The organism is Yersinia sp. Marseille-Q5920, from assembly GCF_946902935.1.
In the GTDB taxonomy this organism is placed as follows: Bacteria; Pseudomonadota; Gammaproteobacteria; order Enterobacterales; family Enterobacteriaceae; genus Yersinia; species Yersinia rochesterensis.
This window is the reverse complement of the sequence record NZ_CAMPQA010000007.1, coordinates 1-19,871: the sequence shown is the minus strand read 5'-3', so window position 1 is coordinate 19,871 and position 19,871 is coordinate 1. Positions and strand designations below refer to the sequence as shown.

Here is a 19,871-nt window from a genome sequence, read left to right as displayed (position 1 = left end):
GTTAGATGACGTAGTTATATCTAGGCCAAACCAACAGTACATACAGGAAATTCTAACTAAGAGTATTCTTGCTTCTACCTGGCATAGTGTTACGTTTTCTTAATCTTTCTTTCGCCTTTTCAATCGCTAATTTTGTACGATTTGGAAATAACACCGTCATCTCCGAGGGGAACAAATGTAGGTTCTTCTCCAGCAAGCTCCACTCGTCATCACTCCAGCGCTGAACGGGTGTCTCACGCACTTTGAGTCTTGTGTATTTCAGGCCCAGTTGGCTTGCCTTGATTTTGATCGACTCAACACTTCTGCGCGGCAGTTTTTGGACCACTTTGGTGCCCATCTTGGGGTAAAACTGCGTCAAAATACGAACTTCATCAGGGTGCCAGTTACGCGCACTGGTTATTCCCATATCCCGCGCCTTTTCCGTAATCGAGTGTTTGGCCCGACCTGGCAGTTGCGTTTGTACATAAGCAATGCCTGCCCCATCAGCATAATGAGTGCGCAGAACTGCTTTTTCCTCTTCAGTCCAAGAACCCGCCTGCACCTTACAAAGGCCTAACACCTTGGCTGCCAATCTTATTGCGGTCACTGTACGGCCCAAGTGAACCGCTATCTCAGCGACAGGGATCCTCCCATAGTGGCTTTCCACAAACGTCAATTCGCCCACGGTCCAGGCGGTACGGTGGTTTCTGTATTCTTCACTCATCGCGCAGCTTCCTGATGCAATACCCCTAGTCAACCTTTACCGCCACAGGCAATAAACCCTTTGTTTTTGACTGCGTGATATGGTCAGTCGCGCATCATACCTACGGTGATGTCATTTCGGGCAACGTGAGTAACGCATATCGATTCAACAGTTGAGTAAACCGGCTGTCTATCTGTTGGCGCAGTGCCGAAGACGGGGTTTGCCCTGACTCGGACTGCACCTGATACTGACGCAACAACTCTTCCAGCGGTAATGCCTGTGTCAGTGGTTGCTGAATCGCAAAAACTACCGATTTAAGCTCCGATACCGTCATATAACGCCCCTTCTTTTCATCCAATCCATTCAGTCGATCTGCCAGTTGCCGCAAACGCTCTTGTGCCAAGGCATAGTGTTTTAACTCCACCAACGGCGCAGCACCGGCTTCTCGCTGTTGCTGCCACAAGGCACTCAGTCGTTTAACCTGTTGGTTGGCTGGCCACAGTTGTTGCGCCTGAGCTAACAACCCATCCCCCCACATTTGTGCCCATAACGGTGGTAACTGTGTTAGTTGTTCCAACTGTATGCCACTGGCTTGCAATACGGGCTCAGCCAAACGCCCCAACCCGGCGTCTGAGGTCTGTTTTCTCAGTTCATCGATGGATTTGGCTACCAGTGGCGCAGGTAATGGCGCGACACTGGTCAGCAATGCCTCGCGCAATGGATTAGATGACAGCGACTGCCAGATAAAGAAACTCCCCGCCATCAAAACAGCCATCAGCGATAGCCCGGCGACAAACCCCTGCCCCGCTTTCCAACGTGGTGAGGGCGGCGAAGGCGGCGACAACTCCACCTCAACACGCGCCGGGGCCGGTTCGTTGACAAGATAAACCAGTGGTTCGCTGACCGCTGCCGACGAGAATGTCGGTTGTGGCTGTCGTTGTGGTCCAGAGACACCGGCATGCCGTACCGGAATACTTAATCGGTCTGGCGTATCAGCGGCGGTCTCAGCACTCTCCAGACGTAGTGCTGCGTTATGCAACATCAGGCGCACCCCATCCAATTTACTCAGATGTTTGAGCTCTAGCGTTTGCAACTGCGTGCACAACTGTTCCAACGCACGCTCTGCCCGGTACACCTGAGCCAGGTCACCGTAGCATAATGTCATGGTGCGCCAAACTTGCTGCAACCGGTCACTCAACCAGGCCAGTAACGCCACCCGGGCATGGGTTTGCGGTGGCCACAAGGCGCTCCATTGATGAGAGATTAATCCCGCCAACAGTTCCAGCCCCTCACACAATCCAGCCAGTCCTGCGATGTGAGTCCGCGCCAAGGTAAAATCTACCGTGGTCTGTAACTCAACCCCATTTTGACGAAACAGCGCCAAACAAAGCTGCTCAACCCGCGCCCAATCAACATCCGGGCGAGCTGGATGATGTAATTTGCCGATTTCGTCACGTAAGGCACTAAATTCAGCAAAATGGCGCGGGTCGCCGCCGGTTTTCAGGTGGCGTTCAGGTAAGTGTGTCATGGTAATAACTCAAGAAGGGTAAAAGTATCCGATGGTCAGTACAATGACACTCGGGGATCACGATACTGTGGCTATCTGGGGTATTGAAGTCATGCCTAATATCTGTCGATTATATTCAGTGAGCCATTTCTCTTCCTGTAGACCTGTCCAAGCATCGCTCTGTAACAGGTTCCCAATACGCATTGAGATCCTTACTGTTTGCGCATTGTGTCCTCACATCCGGTGGTGGAGAGACCGCAGGTAATACAGGACTGCTGGCCTTTCGTTCGTTCACCGGTCTCCCACTTTCCGCTGCTCTTGTTCCGTTCTCTTTTTTCTCAGAACGTGATTTTTCTTTTTTAACCGGGGTTGGCGTTGCATCCTGGCCAACATAATCAACCTGCCGACTTCGACCACCATGACAGTGATACTCACCCGTTTTGCGGTTACTATGACAGCCCTCGGCGTTGGTTCGCCCGGAGTGTGCCATTGATGGCGTGTTCATAATGACACTGAGCAGTAGCGCCAGCCTGATGCCGGTGTGCAGTTTCATCGAAATATCCTTATCAGAAACAGAAATAAAGAGCAGGGACTCCAGAGTTCAGAACCCGATAATGCACTTCAGACTCCCATTGTTTTATCAAGATACTGCTGTTTAAGATGACGAATCAACACCCGCCCTTCTGGCATAAATGCGGTGCCGTAACGCACCAATCCCAGACCTTTCAGTTCCGCCTCAATGGCGTACTCCAGATGGCCGGGAGCAGATTGTGGCAGTAGCACCACGTTGATACTTTTCAGCCGTGGCTCATATTTTAGCAACGTGGCTGAGAGCGTGGTCAGCAGCGCGTGCGCACTGCCCGGCAATCCCTGTAGGATTTCACTCATATCCGGCAGACCATAATCGGGCAGATGACTGAGTGTCCCCGCCCGGCAATTGAGAATGCGCTGCATATTATCCAGCACCGAGAGAATGACCTGATTAGCTTCACTGACCTGATGTAGTTCAAGCCCGCCAGTGAAATTGCCCAGCAATTGCTCATACAGTGACGGCGAGGAGGCGTCCGGCATTACTTTGTCTCCGCCCGTAATGTCAGGCTGTTATTACCCAACTCAAGGGTCCGAGGTTTATCGGGATGCAGGTCGTCCAGCGTCAGAATCAGACGCCAGTGGTCTTTGGCCATATTTGGATGGCGGAACAGCGCCACTACTGCCACAAACCGGGTATCTTTTTCCATCGGCATATCCAAGGTTACCGCACCGCCCGGTTTCACTACCACGCTGCGGCTGGCCAGCAGGTCATCTTTAAGTGCCGCCTCCCCGTCGCTCGCCAGTTGTTGATACACCGTTTTTAAGAAGGTTTTATCATCACGTAACTGATAAACCCGCACCATCACCGGTTCCGATGACGAGTTCGCTTCGTGCTCATCGGTATTCAGAGCTTCACGGGCGGTAAAATCCAAATGCAGTACCTTTATCTGCTTATAAAACAGTGATTTTGTGGCAGACACGGTGCCATCAGTCACTGCTTGCGTCAGCCCACAGCCACTGAGCAATAAGACCAATGCTGGGATGCAGATTTTATTTTTCCAGGCGGCCCAAGTTTTATTTTTCGAAGTACAGATTTTATTTTTCGAAGTCATAGCTAACACGTCGGTTTCCTTCTTGGTATTTCTGTGGAGTCAGTCCACTGTAGTGTCCCAGCTCCACGGTATAGTATTCAGGTATATCGTCTGACAGCGTATCGTCATCCAGCCCTAGCACCCCGGTCAGTCCCAACCTTACCGGCGTCTCATCCAACACCAACGCCGGCAGCAACCGTGTTGCGACAGTCAGTTGAATACAGGCTCGATAGCGCCAGCCCAGATACACCCGCAACAGCACCAGAAAATCGGTATACAATGGGCCATCCGGTAACCAGTCACCGGCCTCGTCGCGATCTTCCGTCTGCAGAGAAATCAATAACTGACTGTTGGCATCGATGGCCTCATCGCCCAGTACGGTGTAACCGTCCAGCCAGTTGCCCCCTTCGTCGGCAAATGTCATCTGTGAGGTCAGACGAACCGTACGCAGGCAATGGGGCGTCACATCAGCCTGCGTAAAGGGGGCCAGCAGTCGGACCAGTGCCTGTACCCCTTCGGCAGTTCGCCCCGGTTGACGCATCACCCCCAGCAGGGCCAGAAAGCGTGATGTCGGGGTGGCAAAATGCTGCTGCGAACCTGGGATACCCATGCCAATCAGCCCCAACAGGCTTTGGGAGGTGTTATCTTTGCCGCCCGACTCAAAAGTGGCCGGATAGGAATATTTGCGCCAAATGCGATAAAACTGCGTCATAAAACGATGGTTGAAAATATCGAGGAACCCTTCCAGCGCCTCATGCCCTTCCCGCTGCTGGGTGATATCGTCGATATAGGCTGTCGGCAGGGGAGAATCCACACCGTACAACCCCATAAAGGTGGTGCGCGCCGTCAGCGGTGCATCAGGCTGATCCGGGTCAGTTTCCAGCGCCTTCAGCTCACTGACCGGGAACCCCATGCCCGGATGCGGACGAAAGCGCACCGGATCATCAACTGGGCTATTGGTACTCCCCAGCGGCAAGGTGCCCGGTTGTTGCTCCAGTAACTGACAGAAACGGTAAAAATTGATCTGTCCGATATCTCGCTTAAGCCGGGCATTTAGCCAGGAATACGGGACTGGTGATTCTCTTCCCATTCCAAACGTTCTCCTGTCGGTTGCAGTATCAAGGTCAGGCGATTAAACAGATGAATATCGGTATACAGGGAAAAGAAGCGACTGAGCATTTCCCCGAACAGACAAATATCCCCGGTACCGGTAAAGCCGTTGCTATCGAGAGTGATTTCAATGTGCACCCCGCGCAACAGATAGCCTCGCTCAAAGCGTTCAATCTCGCTATGTTTAACCTCGGCGATAGCCTCCAGTCGACGTCGGTTCATTTCGTTGTCCGTCCAGTCATACAGCGCCAGCGTGCCGCGCAGCACTTCAGCGTTATCCATCATCCACAAAAAACTGCTGCCCAGATGGCTCAGTACCCGCCAATGAAAACGGTCACGGTTGGGCGGATAGCACGGCAACGAAGGCGCCGACAGATTACGCACCCGAACCTGGGCACCGGTAGACTTCACCACAGTATCCAGTACCGTGCTTTGTAGCGCTTTACGCGGTAACTGCCCATTGGTGCCGGTCAGGCTCAGTGACAAGTTTTCATTATCCGGTACGCTGTGGTTATCAAACGCCTCCCCCCCCAGCACCAACCAGGTATCGTGTAATCCCGAAGGCCCGCGTTTGACCCGCGTATGGTAGTAATACTCAGGCGCATCATGGCGCAACATTCCGCCCTTGTGGCGGAAACTGGTGAAAGGGACATAGACCTGATGCCCACTATGGCGGGAAGAAATCACTGAATCTACCGAATAAATTTCGGTATAGCCGTCCTGAATGCGCATCGGGCGCAGCTGATATTCAGTCTGTAATGAAGATAGCGACAACGGGTCAGATTCCAGCGGGAACAGGTTAATCACCGGCACACAATGCAGGCGCAGATTCTTTTCGGAGAATGAAAAATCATGTTCCCAGCGTTTTTCCAGCACCACATCAATCTCAAACCAGGGCAGTTCTGCTGGCAGTTCGACCCCCTCCAACCCCTTCAACGCAACAAACATAAACTTTTCGCGGAAGGTGAAGTACTCCAGCAGGAGCTGATAACCACTGAACGCACTGTCGGCCTTCGGCCACAAGGTATCCTGCTCACCAAACCCCTGCGGGGCAAAATAGCCGTCCAGCGGCTGGCGATCAGCCTGCCCCGGCAGACGGATCCAGAGTTTGGCAGTATTCAGGGTCAGCGCCTCATGCAGGGCGCAAGCCAGTGGCGCATCGGCATCAAAATAGAGCGGCAGGCGGCTCAGGTTGATACGGCTCCAGTCGGCCAGTGCGCTGCAATCAAAGCGCAGCCGGATAACCGATCGGCCATCGGGTTCGCTGTCCAATTCGGCACGGCGTAGTGTCAGCGGGAGCAAGTCCATATCCTGCGTGGTGGTGTAGCGACAACGGGTTTCACGCTCCCCAATGGGGCGGGAAAGCACTTCAAAACCTTTGCTCACCCCCATGCGCTCTTTCATCCCTTGCCATTGTGGGGTGAACTCCACAATGGCAAGCGACGGAATGGTGCGCAGGTAGTGCGGCCACAGCAGGCTGACCAACCCTTCAGTCAGCTCCGGCAGGTCATCATCCAATTTCTCCCGCAGTCGGCCCATCAGAAAGGCAAAGCCTTCAAACAGACGTTCCACATAGGGGTCACGCGCCCCGGCTTTATCCAGATTTAATCCGGCAGCCCGATCAGGGTGCGCACGAGCAAACTCTTCGCCCGCTTCGCGCAGGTAGCGCATTTCGGCGTCAAAATAACGCAGGGTTAAATCGTCCATAAGATTCTCTATGAAACCAATAAAATAGAAGCTAATAAGTTCGGTTTAATTTTATATTCAATAATGCTAGGGTAATTTTGGTATTAATTGCCATTATAAATAATTGGCAAAAATCATGTAGTCAATAATGAGATATCCTTAACCATATAAAGATATTAATCCTACATAAATTTACCAACCGAAGTTTCACCTTATTTTTCAACCAAACCAGATAATGCCCTACCATCTTCATCTAACTAATCCCCAAGCTGAATCAGCTAAAAGGATAGGGATTTATATATCGAAAAAATGAAATACTCTTCATACCTGCGAGCACATGTAAATATCAATAATAAATAGCATCTTCATTATTGTCTATTTTTATGACTTTCTTGTTTTCATCATATTGCCTGTACGTATTATTATCAATTGAGAAGTCTGTTACCATTTTATCTTGATGCCGAGAATCTCTGTGGCGAGATATAGAAAGCAGACTATCTTTCTCTATGCAATTATTATTATCTTCCATATCATCGAAGCATATAAGATAAGATGTATCTACGCTTGGGGCCATCCAATCCTGCTTTGGTACTTCTTGTTTATATCCTTCCCCTATATTCCAGATGATGATATTAAACCCCCCATCCTCAGGGTTTATTACGGGTATTTTATATTTTAACTTCAAGTTGGTTGCGTTATTTTCCCACCATTCTACTCTCCCTTTATCAGTGATGGGGAAGTTTTTTACAATTATATGTGTCCAGTACTGATCTTGATGCACACCAGCTATTTTCGTTGAAAGAAATATCGGACGCACTATGTAAGTAAACGTGCTGATAATTATTACTGTTAAAATAATCCATTTTATCTTCATAATCGGCGTTGCCCATGGATAGTTACAGTTGCATTCATTTCCGTTATGAACGGTTTGTAATTATATTCTTTTGAGCGCTGAAGGAAGAACCAAATTCGAAATATCCTAAATTGTTTATATATTTTATTAGCTATATCTTCATCATCGAGGCCAAAATGGTCTTGAATTCTGTAGTGTATAACCGCTGTATAAGTACTGCCTGAGACTTTTAGTGACTGTAATGTAATATGGGTTGACCATGTGTCATGAACCGTAATTACCAAACCATTCCCTCTATCTGCCCAATCATTAAATTTTGGAAGGACTGAGTTTTTTATTGCCCGCAGTATATTGTCTTTCTTTAGCAAAGGATAAAGCTCATTTTCCCAGTCAATATTATTAGCAATCGCCGACTTAATTAACCGTAACGAACTTTTATTGGTAGTGTCACCTAATATATGCTCCTTTAACGCTTTGTTCAGCGATGGGTCGCTGAACGGTTTTCCGGTATTCCCCTGCATATGAGTAATCATTTTACGCATGACGTTCTGGTATTCCCCATAGAAGGAAAACAGACCTGATAAATCACGAAACTCATCAAACAAGATTTTCGCTATAGCTTCTTTATCTAAACGAACATCTTCTTTAGGAAAGTAATAGCCATTATAGGCAGAAATATCAAATTTAACGCCGGTATAGGGGTTAACCTTCGCAGAAACACTGTTCAAACCAAACGTATTTTTTAACACGTCGTCGGTGAGATCCCCATGAAGCATATCCTTTGCCGCATAGTCATCCATTTTTCTCTTTGTTTCAAAGATTCGAACAGGAGGGATTAGCGGTTCTGGTTTTTTCTTATCCTGCTGAGTGCCTGAAGTTTGAGTTTGTTGCTCATTTGATCCTCCCGTGATCATAGAAGAAAACTCATACGTATCGTTCACCAACGAAGGAATAAACCACGCCTTGCACGGGCAATTGCTTTGACTATTCAAGGTGCCAGCAAACTTACGGCCATGAATAGAATCACCGGGAATGTGGCCGACAATGATATAAGTTCCCGGATGCTTGCCGCAGGTTACTCTATCTTGCTCACGGGCCACGGCTTTGCCCATCAGGATATGTGTGGCATCACCTTCGATGATCACGCCACCACAGGTTGTTTGATCCCCAACACCAAGGTAATAACCTTTTGCCATTGTCTATTCCTTTTCGGTTATCCACATAATACGGCCGCACGGGCCGGGTCAAGGGCAATAAGCCCACTGAGCAGGCTTTCCATTTCGACATGCAGGCGGGTTTTGTCACTGTCGCTGCGTTGTGCTTTCATCCGCAGCAGCTTCAGGCTTCGGGCTTTGACTTCAAACGCCAGCCCCGGCTCCCACTGCGGCAAGGTTAGCAATGCGCCGCTGCTATCAAGGTCACTCAACAGATGCAGTGCCATATCGTTCTTGCCGTACTGCTCCGCCACGCGGGCCATCACCAAACGCAGCAGCCACTGATGGCGGGCAGTGGTAATACCCGGACGGGATTGCAACCAGTTAAGTGCGGCTTCAATCCCTTCACTGTCCGCCTGAGCCAGAGCTTCTGGCTCCAGCAACAGAATGCCATCTTCACCGGATGACACCACGGCAGCAGGCTCGCTGCCCCAGCCCGACACCGACTCCAGCACCTGCTGGTTTATCCACCCCAGCGTCACCTCATCAGCAAACGGCGTGCCGTCACTCCAGCATAGCCCTTCCAGCCCCGGCAACCGGGTCAGCAGCAAACGCAAATCCTGGGTGATACAAGCGGCCCAGCCATCGAATGGGGCTCCCGCTTTACTGAGTGCCTGATGCAGATACCACTGCACATCGAGCCAGAAATGGTTGACCCCTTCGGCAAATATCGATTCCGCCTGTTCCAACAACTCCAGCCAGTTTTGTTGCAGATAAAGACGCTTGAGCAGCGCGCGATATTCCGGGCGCGGCGGTACCAGTCGGGTTCGTCCACTCACATCCAACGGCGGTGACTGGTGTACCGTATCCCAGCGCACGCTCTTGATAAGATGATGCCCGGAGAGCCATCCCTGCGGCTGGTTACGCAGGTATTTTGCTAACGTTTTAGTCTGGTCGAGCAGGTCACGCCCCGACTGGACTGGCCGCAACTCCGGTGAAACCATAGCAGTCTGGCCCTGACTCCCTGCCGATGATGACCCGCTGCTGTTTTGTGGCACCACCGCATTCGGTCCACCGGACTGCGCCAGACGATGTTCCAAGGCAAGATACAATCCACCAAACTGCGGACGGGATGCGTCATCCCAGCCGCTAAGGCTCTGTTCGATTAACGCCAGTGCGCCAACGATGCGTTCAAAATCCGCATTATCCACTTCAGGATAGAGCGACAAACTGTCCAGCACGCGAGAACTCGATAGCCATTCCAGCGCAGTTTTCCGACTGGCTGCGCGCAACGGATGCAGGGTTTCACCAAAACGGCTGATAAGCCCGGCCAGCAGTGCCAGTCCATCCGCCAGCCCAGCCTCGCCATCACGGTGTAAACGCGCCCAAATGTAATAGGTTGCCACCCGCACATCTTTGCCATGCAGGGTTAACAGTTTTTCTGCCAGCTCGCAGGTTAACGTGGTATCGGCACCCGAGAGTTTATTGACCTCTTCACGCATCTGCTGGAAGTCGTCATTGTAGCCAGGGTCTTCTCCGCTGTGCTGGTCAGTCGTCACCGGCTGCAACCAGCGAACCCAGAGCGCAACCTGTTGTTCTGCCTGCACTAACAGTGACTCAGGGGCCGCGGCACAGGCGGTTATCAATGTAGTTATCGTAGCCATAACGGTTCCCGTCGGTGGATATCGGGGGTGATGAAGAGTATTACTCCTCCATCACGCCCTCATTGTCTGATGTATCAGAAACCCCTGTGGTAGCGCTCTGTATCAGAAAAATTTGCGCAGGCAGGGTGAAGTTACGCAGTTGCAGCAGACCTAATGGGCCTTTGCCTAGCTCGGTGCGTAATATCCATTGCAGTGATTGGTTATCCATGGTGGTGAAGGTCAGTTGATAACGCCCTTCATCCAGCTTTTTCTGTTTTGCCTGTTCCAGCCAGCGGATCAGCCCCCATGTTCCCTGATAATCACCGTACAAACGGGCGCCGGAACTCACACCGGTCCAGGTCAACAGCGTGCCGGGTTTGTAGGTATCACCCGGCCAGCGGAAACTCTGCCAACTTTCCATCTGGTTGAAATAATGCAATTTCTGTCCATCAATCACTAAATTGGTTTCCACCACATTCGGAACCGGACGTGCCAGTAGCTCAAAGCGCAGCCCCTGACTGCCGTCAGTGAACAGAATATCGGAGACTTGACTCAGTTGATTAATGGCCGCCAGAAAGTCCGGGTTAAACGTTAGCCCCTGGCTGTTCACTTTACTCGGAACCCAGCGCGTCCCTTCTTTATGCAGCACGCCACCCAGCTCACGGGTCAGGAAGCTGTCGATACGCCCGCTATCCTTACGAATAAATTCGGCCAGCATCGGCAGTGAAGCATCGCTTTTACTGGCGGCAAACGGGTAACGCCCGTCAAAGGCTGATTTCCAATTGGCCACCACCGCGTTTTTCCACTGGTCGTTAAGGCTGGCCGAGGAAGGTTGCAACACGGTTTCCCACGCCTGCGTCAGCGGCTGAACGAACATCGTCTGCCCGAAGCTGCTCCACTCCTCCCCCAGACTGGCGGCAATCAGGCTGCCGTACTCCTGCGTGTCCGTCAGATCAACACTTTTGCCCTGAAAAACGGTCTGGGCCAGCACCTGTGTCATCTCCTGTGGATCTGAAGCATTAACCACCTGCTGGAGTTTAAGCCGCACCCGGGTCACGCGGGTAAGTAACGTTTGCAGGCTCAACGAACTGTCGGACGACATCCTGTTTTGTGCATCACCTTTGCCCATCAATGCCAACAGCGGGCCAAAGGTCTCGTCCAGCGGGCCTACTGGCCCATCGGCACTCTGGTCAATGGCCGGGGTCTGATCTTTATGCATCAGCGCCTTGGCGGACTTCACCAGAGAATCCGATAACGCCTGATTCTGCTGCCCAGTCTGTCCTTGCCACGCCAGCGTGTTCATCAGCGCAATCAGCGGCGACTGGCGTACATCACTCATCAGCGTCAGTTGGTCAATCACATCCGACAAGTTATGCGCCTCATTCCAGTGCAAACTGTTGAGAAAACTCAGCCAACTCCCGGCAAAATCGGTGAAATAACGTTCCGTCAGCCGCTTTTTCAACGCTTCCGGTGAAATGTCTTCTGATATCGCACGGCGGTTATCACTCAATACCCAGTCAATTTCTTCGCGACGGGAGGCCACCGTTTTATCTATTGCCTGCTGAATTTGCTCATCCCAGGCCTTGCGGGTAAACATACCGGGCACAGATTCCGAGGTCTGGAACAGACGCTGAGCATCAGTGTCGCCAGTCATGTCCGTCAGCGTCATGTCAGCATAGTTGCGACGCACCGATAGCAGCATGTTTTCATACAGCGTACTTTCTGCATTGCGCTGACCAATCTGCCCCAGCAAGACCTGCCGTACCTGGCTTACCAACTCGGTATCCGGTTTAATTTTCCAGTCCGGCTGAGCAGGCAGATTTTGCGCATAAAATTGCCATAAGTCTGGGGCCAGACTCTGCCACAGACCAGGAGAGACACCGGCACGCGCAGGCTCGGTAGTCTGCATCACCTGTGCATAAAATGCAGCATCGGCTTTTTCCGGGCGTGACATCATCAAATAGGCCTTTAACTGGTCATAGCCTGTTTTTGCCCGTGCCGCACGTTGCGGGCTGTTAGCCGGCAGTTCCGCCAGTTCACTGAGTTTCTGATGCAGGCTTTGCGCGGTGGCATCCCTAAGAATGCGGTTGTTGGCCTGGCCATACCACGGCATCAGGACCTCAAGCAGCGGCGCATTATGATCCAGGCCAAAGCGCTGATACCAAGGTGCCCCCTGCGCCACGCGAGATTGTAAGCGCCCGATATCATTGCGCAGGGCTTGTAGGGCCATGAGTTGCTGGTCAGAGACCGCTTGCGACTGCGCCAGTTGCTGTGCCTGCTGCGCGGCAGAGACCATTTGGTGACGGTTGACCGCAAATGACACCACACTGCCCACACCCCACAGCACTATCAGTGCCAGCAAGCTGTAGCACACTGTCTGCTCCCACGGCAGCCCGACACGGCGTCCACGGGCAGAACGACAGTCATCTAGTACCCCCTGCCAGCGGTCAGATGCAGTCCAGTTTTTCTCGTGCACACGCGCCGCCGATGTTGATACCTCCGGCAAACTGAACATCAACCCACGCAGGGGAATACGCGTCGCATACTCGGTAAACCACGGTGTCAGACGCTGCCGCCAGTGGGTGGCATCGCCCTGCTCCAGCGACTGCGCCAGGCGCAACAAGAAATCATGGTGTGGTTCGACAGAAAGCTGCTGCATCCCCTGCTCACGTAACTGCGGCAACAGAGCGCGCAGTTGAAGCTCAACTGCCTCTGGCGTGGCTTTCGCCGGGAATACCACCCCGACTGGCTGCTCCACCCTCGTATCCTGAGCCCACTCGCTGTCGCAGACCTGCCACAGATACACCGGTGGTTGATAACGCAAGGTTGCACCCATTTTTTCCAGGGTTCGCAGGCCGTTGTCCATCCACTGTGGATGACTACTTTGCGCGGCGGTTATCGCCCAAACAATGCCATCAAACGGGCGACCACGGCGCAGTTTACGCCATTCACTCAGCCCGGTTTCATCGGCCGGATTTTGTACGCTACCACCGTGAACCAGCACCGTACGCTGCCCTTCCAGCCAGCCCTGTTCCGCCAGTTGCGGGGCCAGTGCGGTGATTTCGTCAGGCTCTCCCACCACCATCAGCAACCGGACTTTGTAGCGCCAGAACAGCCCGTAACGGCGGCGCAAGCGGGTTTTCAGACGGGACGGTTCGCCCTGCTGAATATCTCCCACCTTCGCGTTTTCTTTCAGCAACGGCACATCATCGCCTAGTGCCCGCTGTCGTATCTCATCAAAGTGCTTTCTGCCAGATAACCGGGTTCCGACATACGATAGTAATGCACACAGGGTCAGTATCCCTGTTCCCACCACCAGTCCCGTCAGCCAGCGATCACGTTGCGGTGTTCCCTGAATTAATCCCACCCGTTCTGGATATTGCCAGACCAGCCAGCACAACACGGCACCCGCCAGCAAAAATAATAGGGCAACAATCCAGAACCAGACTTCTGGTTTTTTAATCGGTAAGGCAATGCGCTTCACGTTTCATTCTCCTTGCGGGAAGCATAAGGGGATACAACAGTACTCCAGACAGTGTCACTGCCTTGTTCACAACTGAGGATCATATGTGGTACCGCGGAATGACCGATGGCCTGCGCGGCGGCAGCTATCGCCAGCCAGGGAGCAGCACATCCTGGATATCCTAAGAATTCATTAAAATTATGGACATCCGGGCCGGGTGTGATGCGTGCCAGCGGTGCTTTACCCTGAACACCGATGGCACTGCGATATCCCTCACTCTTTGCAAATAACCCCGCCAACCAGAGATGTTGTATGACATTCGGGGGTAACGGCACCCAGTCAGCCGCCTGTAACACCCCCGCCTGCAATGTCTCCTGCTGTGGGGGGGTGGATTCCGGGCGGTGTAACAGCGCCAATGGGGTAAGCACTTTCTGCGTCAGGCGGTTGGCAAATAGCAACCCCACCACTGCCTCTCCGGTCATTTCGGGCTGTTCAGGGGCTATCTGCACGGCGACAACCAACAACAGCGCATTATCTTTGATACGGTGATCAAGCCAGTGGTCGATAACACTCAACCCGACGCCCGATAACAACGTAGTAGGCTGACAAATATCGCTCTCCTGCCAGGCTTGCTGCCAGAGCGCCTGCACCCGAGGTCTGGGCACTGATGAAGAAGACTCCAACAGAATAGCGACCGTATTGTCGGGAGGAAGCAGGAACAGGGGGTCAGCCAAGTTTTCCAGCAGAGCAGAAAACACGGTAAGGAGGTGTGCCTCCGGGGACAGGCCTTCAGTGACCGGTAACCGACTGTGCCGAACACTGCTTTCTCTATTCCAGGCAGTCTGAGGAATAATTTTATTGTCATTACGCAGTAACGCATCAACTATCTCGGTAAATTGCAGGTCAGAGTCATGCGCCGTACTGCATTCAGCAGCCAGAATTTGTAACGCCCGACGCCCACGGCGAACTTCCTGCAATATGACCTGCTCGCGCCGTCTATCCCAGGCGTTTGCCTGGATCTGCTGTATCAGATAAATCGCCAGACGAAACCCCATGAGAACCAGCCAGAAAACCACCGGGATACCGATGGCAAACCACCAGAATTCGGTATTGCCCAGCACTTTCCCCAGAAAACGCATCAGTAATATTCCTGCCGCAGTAAGACCCAGCAATACAATCAGCCAACGTAATGGCTTGGGCGGCGAAGGACGTAATGATGGGCCGGGAATGGTGGTTAATTTTACGGGCATAAGAGGACTCGAATATTAAATAACGAAGAGGAAAGCATTCTGTCATGACGTAATTAGACTGGTGTTTCGCGTATGCAGTGTGATAACACGCAGCTAGTTAGATGATTTAACCCATACTTGTCATATATTAACCAAGGTTTATATTAGGGTACTGATCAGTCACTTCCCTTTAGATTGATTTATTTTTTCCTATTGGGCCATCACACCACCATTTGTCATGGTCACGCGCCCATTTTGATATGTGAATTCAGATTTATCATCGAAACTCATAGTAGATTTATCTGTTCCCCATGAAACGTGCATTAGTATAGAATTTAACACTGGAGGATAAAATTAATCAGATATTACTAATGGGTCATTAAGATCAATAATTCTAAATTTAGCACATCGAAACATTGTATTATCTGAATACGCAATCTTTACCATCATATATAATTAATAGCTTTTCAATGACTTTAGATTTATTTTTTTGATGTGGTAAATCATAATAAACGAAAGCCTCACTTACGTCATTTGCTTTAAGCGAGGAAATTAAATTATCATTTAAATAAATACCAATCTGTTCTGCATCTATTTTTTTGATATTAGCAACCCTTTAGTGGTGTTACAACCAGTAGAGCCTAGTTTACAACTCAACTCTGCATGCGCACTAGAAAAATAGCATGATAATATACTTAAAAATAAAATACGACTCAACATACACCCTCCATTATAATTTATTTATCACATCAAAAAGCTCTACACCTTACATTGACTCCCTTATGTAGTTAAATAAGTAAAATAATCATGGGATAAAGTGACGATCAAATGGTGAAAGTGATTCACATAATAGTTTATCTATGAATTCGGATTTATTTACATTTATATTAGCCTTATGTTCCTGTTGAACTTTATTTATACTTCCATATGATGGTATGGATAAAACGCTCATCATGTTATTTTTTTCTTTCATAATAAGCATACCATCAAAACCATGCGTTATCTGGTCATCTCTATAGTTTTTAAGTATATATTGTATTTGGGAAATAGAACTCGCATCTCCAGACAATGCTCGGTTCACTAACTCTATATTAATTCCATTTGGAACTAAATTAACATAGGCTATTGATATCCCGTTCCCATATCTTTTAGCCCAACATTCTTTATTTTTTATATACTCATTACTATTTTCACGATATTCGATAAACGTTTTTTTACTTATATCATCTCCCCATACAAAAACAAAATATCCGCGTTCACCTGAATATCCAGAAAAACTAGATAATAAAATAAAAAAAAATATTATTAGTTTGAATGATTTCATATCATTAACGATCCTTAACTGGTTTTTTAACTTTACCTTTGGATTTTCTGGCATAGGTTATACCAAACTCTTTGTTTAACTCAACAATATCATACTCATCTAACTTCTTTTCAAAGTCTGGGTTGTAAATGGCAGGAACATAGTAGCCAACAAAATTCTTTGTTGTGTCAGATTCAAGCATGAAATTTATAGAATCATCCTGGTTACCACCTAATACAATAATTTGATCGGTCACACTATCTTTCCCATAAACAAAAGCAACATGACCATTACCCGATTTTTGCCAAATCATTAAACAACCAAAAACAGATTTTTTTATTTTTTTAAAATTCACATCCTTATCTGCAAAAGAGTTTGATCCTGCGTAATTATGTGAAGTTTTATAATTAGTTGAATAAAAACAATAATTTACAAATGAAGCGCACCATGGCGTATTAGATAATGTTCTTTTCGTATTAGCACTTAATAATTTATGGAAATTATCACCTATGACAGACTCATCAACCCCCCCCCATTTTTCAGCTTCTTTAACTGCAACTACCATCCAAGGAGCTTCGTTCTGGAGTAAAGGTATGTGTGCCTGCCCATTCCCACTATTTTTTCCACCTACCGTAGCAAGTTTTTGTGACTTCTGGGCAACTGGTTTGGGTTTAGCTTCTAGTTTGGGTTTAGCTTCTGGTTTGGATTGCGTTTCTACTTTTGGCTTAACTTCTGATTTAGGAATCCTCTTTAGTTCGATATCTTTTTTTGAAGGATATGGAGGTACTGGGAACGACGTCCCCTTTTCTTCCCAAGGCTGTTGCTCGCTTAAGTCAATACCTTTATCAGCATTGCCATATATAATTAGCACTTTACCTGGGTATATTTTATTAATGTTTTTTATATTATTATTCTTGGAAATATCGGAAATACTTACATTAAAACGATTTGCAATTTTTGATAGAGTATCTTTTGACTCAACAATATACTCAATAGGTTTAGGCTTGCTTTTTTCTCTGGGTTTCTTTGGCTGTTCAGGTAAAGTATGAGCAGTATATTGAGCTGATTTTTTTTTCAGTACTATTCTCTTTGACTCGAGTCCTGTAGCTGCATAAATAACCTCTTCTTTACCTGATGGGCTACTCGACTTTACCTCAATCCTCATCCCATCATTAAGATGCGCAATAAGAGGAAGCTCGCCATAATTATTGGTTAACCACTCATAGGTACAAGTGCCAAGCGTCACTTTCAGTGGATAACCCACAACGGGTTTTGTACCATCAGATAGGGTAATTTTAGTTGTCTTTATCCATTCTTCTTTCCCTTCTTTTCCACTACCCTCTTTTTTCTGAATTGCCTGCATCACCTTTTCAAAAGTAGCATTATCCATGTCACTAATTTTTTGTGTTCGTGACGCACCACTATAATTAATTATATGATCTGCATATCCTTTAGGGTCATTCCCATCACTTTTGGGTGCATATTTCGCTATCATTTCATCTATCGTAGAACTCCCATACTTACCTTTTAATAATAATTTTTTTGCATTAACACCATCCTTGTAACTAGCAAAAATAGCAAAATCATGCTTATTAGGATTATTAACTGTGCCAATACCAATTCTACCAGGCTGCTTTGATATATCTTTGGAGGCTATAAGATTTCCTGGATTATTAAAGCGCCAGCTTAGATCCCCACCAATTTTTAATAAAATTGAACCATCATCGGCTTCATATTCGACAGTCTTTTTATTCTGATGGTTAGTAGCCGTTATAAATTTAACTGGTTTCATTTTTTCCACTATTGATTAGTTCGCGAAATTGATGAAATATCATCCAACAGAACAGGTGTCATATGGTACCCAGTCTGGGCCAGAAAAATACGGCCGGTTACACTGACCTGTTTTTCAAGAAACTGACGATAATCCTCATACTCATTTTTTTCAAGAATAAGTTGGACATCATTCCCCCATCCTTCTTGGGTATCATTTGCCTCTATGACACATGTTAATGGATTATCAAGATGTAAAATCCAGTAAGTTAGCTTCTTATCATTTTTGGGATCCTCTCCCCAGCCTGGAGGGCCAAAAAACACTTCTTTTTTCAAGCTACCGGATAACTTTACCGCATCACCTTCGTTTAAACATGCAGCATGAATAAGTAAGGAAGGTACGATCAATACAAAACTCAAAATAAATTTGTAAATATACGTTTTCAATACTAGATATCCTCTTCTACATAGCCAATAAATTTATTAATTATCGTATCAGGCAATCTATTACTTTGTTGTTCTTGAGCGATATTCTCGAAATAAGGATCACTATCTATATCGTATTCCTCAGGTTCGCTAAACTCCTCACCGATAGGGTCTTCTGTTGACGCTATAAGCTCTTCTACTGTCCATTTTTCCTCACCTAAAGTCAGCGTTAACTCATCCGCTTCTTGAGTTTTTACTCTTGGGAAACGGCCGGATTGATCTAATACTCCTGAAGCTATAACTTCACCAGCGCTATTACGGATATTGTAAGGCTGACCGACAAGATGCCCCATAGACCCAATAACATGATCGTCACCATAGAATGCAAACCGTAAACTATGTTCTCCAGGTTCAATAATAGGAAAAACAGGTATTATAGATTTTAAACTCGCCTTTTCCTGCCGCTCGTAATGTCCTGCTTTGGTCATATATTCACCAGCAGTGCCTGACTCAATCCGATTCTCATCCAGCGTGATATAACTGCCTCCCGCATTCAGCGTAATCCTCTTCTTGGCGGTGATTTTTATCTCATCCTCGGTACTGGTGATCGTTATCGCTTTACGCGCCAATAACTCCATCAGATCATTTTGCGCCTGAACTGTTATCGGCCCCTGATTGGCTATCAGCTTCATCCCCAGTTTTCTGACGAAGATACTTAAGGTATTTCCCACACCAATAAAGAAGTTCTTTGCTACGCTGATGTCGCTGTTCTTACCGGCAGTGGCTATCAGGTTTTCGCTGGCAGATATTTGCAAATGCTCACCACTGCTCAGGGCAATGCCTTTGGGGGCGCTCAGCAATACTACCGCTTGTTTCAGCTCGCTCAGATTTTGCTGCAACAAACTGATTTGTGCTTGCAGGTCGGCCGGACTGGCGGTGGCGGTTTGTGCATCCGCGGAGATAGCCTCCATCTGTTCCTGAGCACCTTGCAACAGGCCAATAGCCGGTTGCATCTCCAGCACCTGCCCCTGGGCTTTGGCCTGACCGTCGGCACTGATAAAGAGGCCTTTTTCTGCACGCAATGCACCAAAACTGTCGGTACGCAGCTCAAAACCTTCACCCCGTGGCTGTTTCTCGTTATCAACCAAATGCCCCAGATTCAGTTGGCTTTTGCCGCCATATTCGGTGCTGAGCTTGATATGCTCTTTACCCCGTTCATCTTCAAGGCGCAGTTTGTTATTCGACGGAGTGCGTAGTACGTTGCGTTTGTAGTTGCTGATGGTGACATGGTCGCCGTGCGCCGAGTCGTGCAACACAGAGGCAATATACGGCCGGTCCGGGTTGCCATCCTCAAACGCAATCGCCACTTCGGTGCCCGCCAGCAGCGGCAGGTGCAGGCCGTAGGTGTCACCCGCATACGGTC

General features: G+C 48.7%; 16 protein-coding genes. All 16 read right to left on the bottom strand.

The features are described 5' to 3' along the window. Positions 1-52: 52 nt before the first annotated feature. The gene (locus tag OVO64_RS11690; RefSeq protein ID WP_099462372.1) at positions 53-703 is read right to left on the bottom strand and encodes a hypothetical protein; all 651 of its coding nucleotides are present in this window, start codon (positions 701-703) and stop codon (positions 53-55) included. Positions 704-803: 100 nt separating this feature from the next. Next, positions 804-2,210 (bottom strand): VasL domain-containing protein, encoded by a 1,407-nt coding sequence (locus OVO64_RS11685; protein ID WP_145509876.1) that lies wholly within the window; start codon positions 2,208-2,210, stop codon positions 804-806. 115 nt (positions 2,211-2,325) lie between these two features. Beyond that, positions 2,326-2,742: a DUF1283 domain-containing protein gene (locus OVO64_RS11680; protein ID WP_235896321.1), complete on the bottom strand. Its 417-nt coding sequence runs from the start codon at positions 2,740-2,742 to the stop codon at positions 2,326-2,328. Positions 2,743-2,810: 68 nt separating this feature from the next. Next, a complete protein-coding gene (gene tssE / locus OVO64_RS11675; RefSeq protein ID WP_057532637.1) occupies positions 2,811-3,260 on the bottom strand; it encodes a type VI secretion system baseplate subunit TssE in 450 nt (149 codons plus the stop codon). Then, complete coding sequence (gene tssJ / locus OVO64_RS11670) at positions 3,260-3,832, bottom strand: type VI secretion system lipoprotein TssJ (protein WP_145509888.1); 573 nt, start codon at positions 3,830-3,832, stop codon at positions 3,260-3,262. The genes tssE and tssJ overlap by 1 nt, the downstream gene beginning before the upstream one ends. Further along, positions 3,816-4,901 carry a type VI secretion system baseplate subunit TssG gene (gene tssG, locus OVO64_RS11665; RefSeq protein WP_145509877.1) on the bottom strand — a complete coding sequence of 362 codons (1,086 nt, stop codon included), beginning with the start codon at positions 4,899-4,901 and terminating at the stop codon, positions 3,816-3,818. The genes tssJ and tssG overlap by 17 nt, the downstream gene beginning before the upstream one ends. Continuing rightward, complete coding sequence (gene tssF, locus OVO64_RS11660; RefSeq protein WP_145509878.1) at positions 4,865-6,628, bottom strand: type VI secretion system baseplate subunit TssF; 1,764 nt, start codon at positions 6,626-6,628, stop codon at positions 4,865-4,867. The genes tssG and tssF overlap by 37 nt, the downstream gene beginning before the upstream one ends. Positions 6,629-6,953: 325 nt before the next feature. Beyond that, entirely contained in the window at positions 6,954-7,481 is a 528-nt protein-coding gene (locus OVO64_RS11655) for a DUF943 family protein (RefSeq protein WP_099462363.1), read from the bottom strand. After that, positions 7,478-8,656 carry a PAAR domain-containing protein gene (locus OVO64_RS11650; protein ID WP_099462361.1) on the bottom strand — a complete coding sequence of 393 codons (1,179 nt, stop codon included), beginning with the start codon at positions 8,654-8,656 and terminating at the stop codon, positions 7,478-7,480. The genes OVO64_RS11655 and OVO64_RS11650 overlap by 4 nt, the downstream gene beginning before the upstream one ends. Before the next feature lie 17 nt (positions 8,657-8,673). Continuing rightward, on the bottom strand, positions 8,674-10,278 hold the full coding sequence (tssA, locus tag OVO64_RS11640) for a type VI secretion system protein TssA (protein ID WP_145509879.1): 1,605 nt from the start codon (positions 10,276-10,278) through the stop codon (positions 8,674-8,676). 40 nt (positions 10,279-10,318) lie between these two features. Continuing rightward, a complete protein-coding gene (locus OVO64_RS11635) occupies positions 10,319-13,741 on the bottom strand; it encodes an ImcF-related family protein (protein ID WP_145509880.1) in 3,423 nt (1,140 codons plus the stop codon). Continuing rightward, positions 13,738-14,970, bottom strand: a complete 1,233-nt coding sequence (locus tag OVO64_RS11630; protein ID WP_050292384.1) for a hypothetical protein — start codon at positions 14,968-14,970, stop codon at positions 13,738-13,740. The genes OVO64_RS11635 and OVO64_RS11630 overlap by 4 nt, the downstream gene beginning before the upstream one ends. Positions 14,971-15,754: 784 nt before the next feature. Further along, complete coding sequence (locus tag OVO64_RS11625) at positions 15,755-16,273, bottom strand: hypothetical protein (RefSeq protein ID WP_050292385.1); 519 nt, start codon at positions 16,271-16,273, stop codon at positions 15,755-15,757. Between the two features lie 4 nt (positions 16,274-16,277). After that, entirely contained in the window at positions 16,278-18,044 is a 1,767-nt protein-coding gene (locus OVO64_RS11620) for a TIGR02594 family protein (protein ID WP_050292387.1), read from the bottom strand. An 8-nt stretch (positions 18,045-18,052) separates the two neighbouring features. Continuing rightward, a complete protein-coding gene (locus OVO64_RS11615; RefSeq protein ID WP_050292389.1) occupies positions 18,053-18,469 on the bottom strand; it encodes a DUF4431 domain-containing protein in 417 nt (138 codons plus the stop codon). A 2-nt stretch (positions 18,470-18,471) separates the two neighbouring features. Next, positions 18,472-19,871, bottom strand: a 1,400-nt coding sequence (locus OVO64_RS11610; protein WP_267248790.1) for a DUF2345 domain-containing protein, incomplete at its 5' end; no start/stop codon positions are given.

Coding starts and splice junctions, on each gene's coding strand:
- tssG (WP_145509877.1), bottom strand. CDS start 4,901: ATGGGAAGAGAATCACCAGTCCCGTATTCCTGGCTAAATGCCCGGCTT.
- tssE (WP_057532637.1), bottom strand. CDS start 3,260: ATGCCGGACGCCTCCTCGCCGTCACTGTATGAGCAATTGCTGGGCAAT.
- OVO64_RS11650 (WP_099462361.1), bottom strand. CDS start 8,656: ATGGCAAAAGGTTATTACCTTGGTGTTGGGGATCAAACAACCTGTGGT.
- OVO64_RS11620 (WP_050292387.1), bottom strand. CDS start 18,044: ATGAAACCAGTTAAATTTATAACGGCTACTAACCATCAGAATAAAAAG.
- tssA (WP_145509879.1), bottom strand. CDS start 10,278: ATGGCTACGATAACTACATTGATAACCGCCTGTGCCGCGGCCCCTGAG.
- OVO64_RS11690 (WP_099462372.1), bottom strand. CDS start 703: ATGAGTGAAGAATACAGAAACCACCGTACCGCCTGGACCGTGGGCGAA.
- tssJ (WP_145509888.1), bottom strand. CDS start 3,832: ATGACTTCGAAAAATAAAATCTGTACTTCGAAAAATAAAACTTGGGCC.
- OVO64_RS11680 (WP_235896321.1), bottom strand. CDS start 2,742: ATGAAACTGCACACCGGCATCAGGCTGGCGCTACTGCTCAGTGTCATT.
- tssF (WP_145509878.1), bottom strand. CDS start 6,628: ATGGACGATTTAACCCTGCGTTATTTTGACGCCGAAATGCGCTACCTG.
- OVO64_RS11685 (WP_145509876.1), bottom strand. CDS start 2,210: ATGACACACTTACCTGAACGCCACCTGAAAACCGGCGGCGACCCGCGC.
- OVO64_RS11625 (WP_050292385.1), bottom strand. CDS start 16,273: ATGAAATCATTCAAACTAATAATATTTTTTTTTATTTTATTATCTAGT.
- OVO64_RS11655 (WP_099462363.1), bottom strand. CDS start 7,481: ATGAAGATAAAATGGATTATTTTAACAGTAATAATTATCAGCACGTTT.
- OVO64_RS11630 (WP_050292384.1), bottom strand. CDS start 14,970: ATGCCCGTAAAATTAACCACCATTCCCGGCCCATCATTACGTCCTTCG.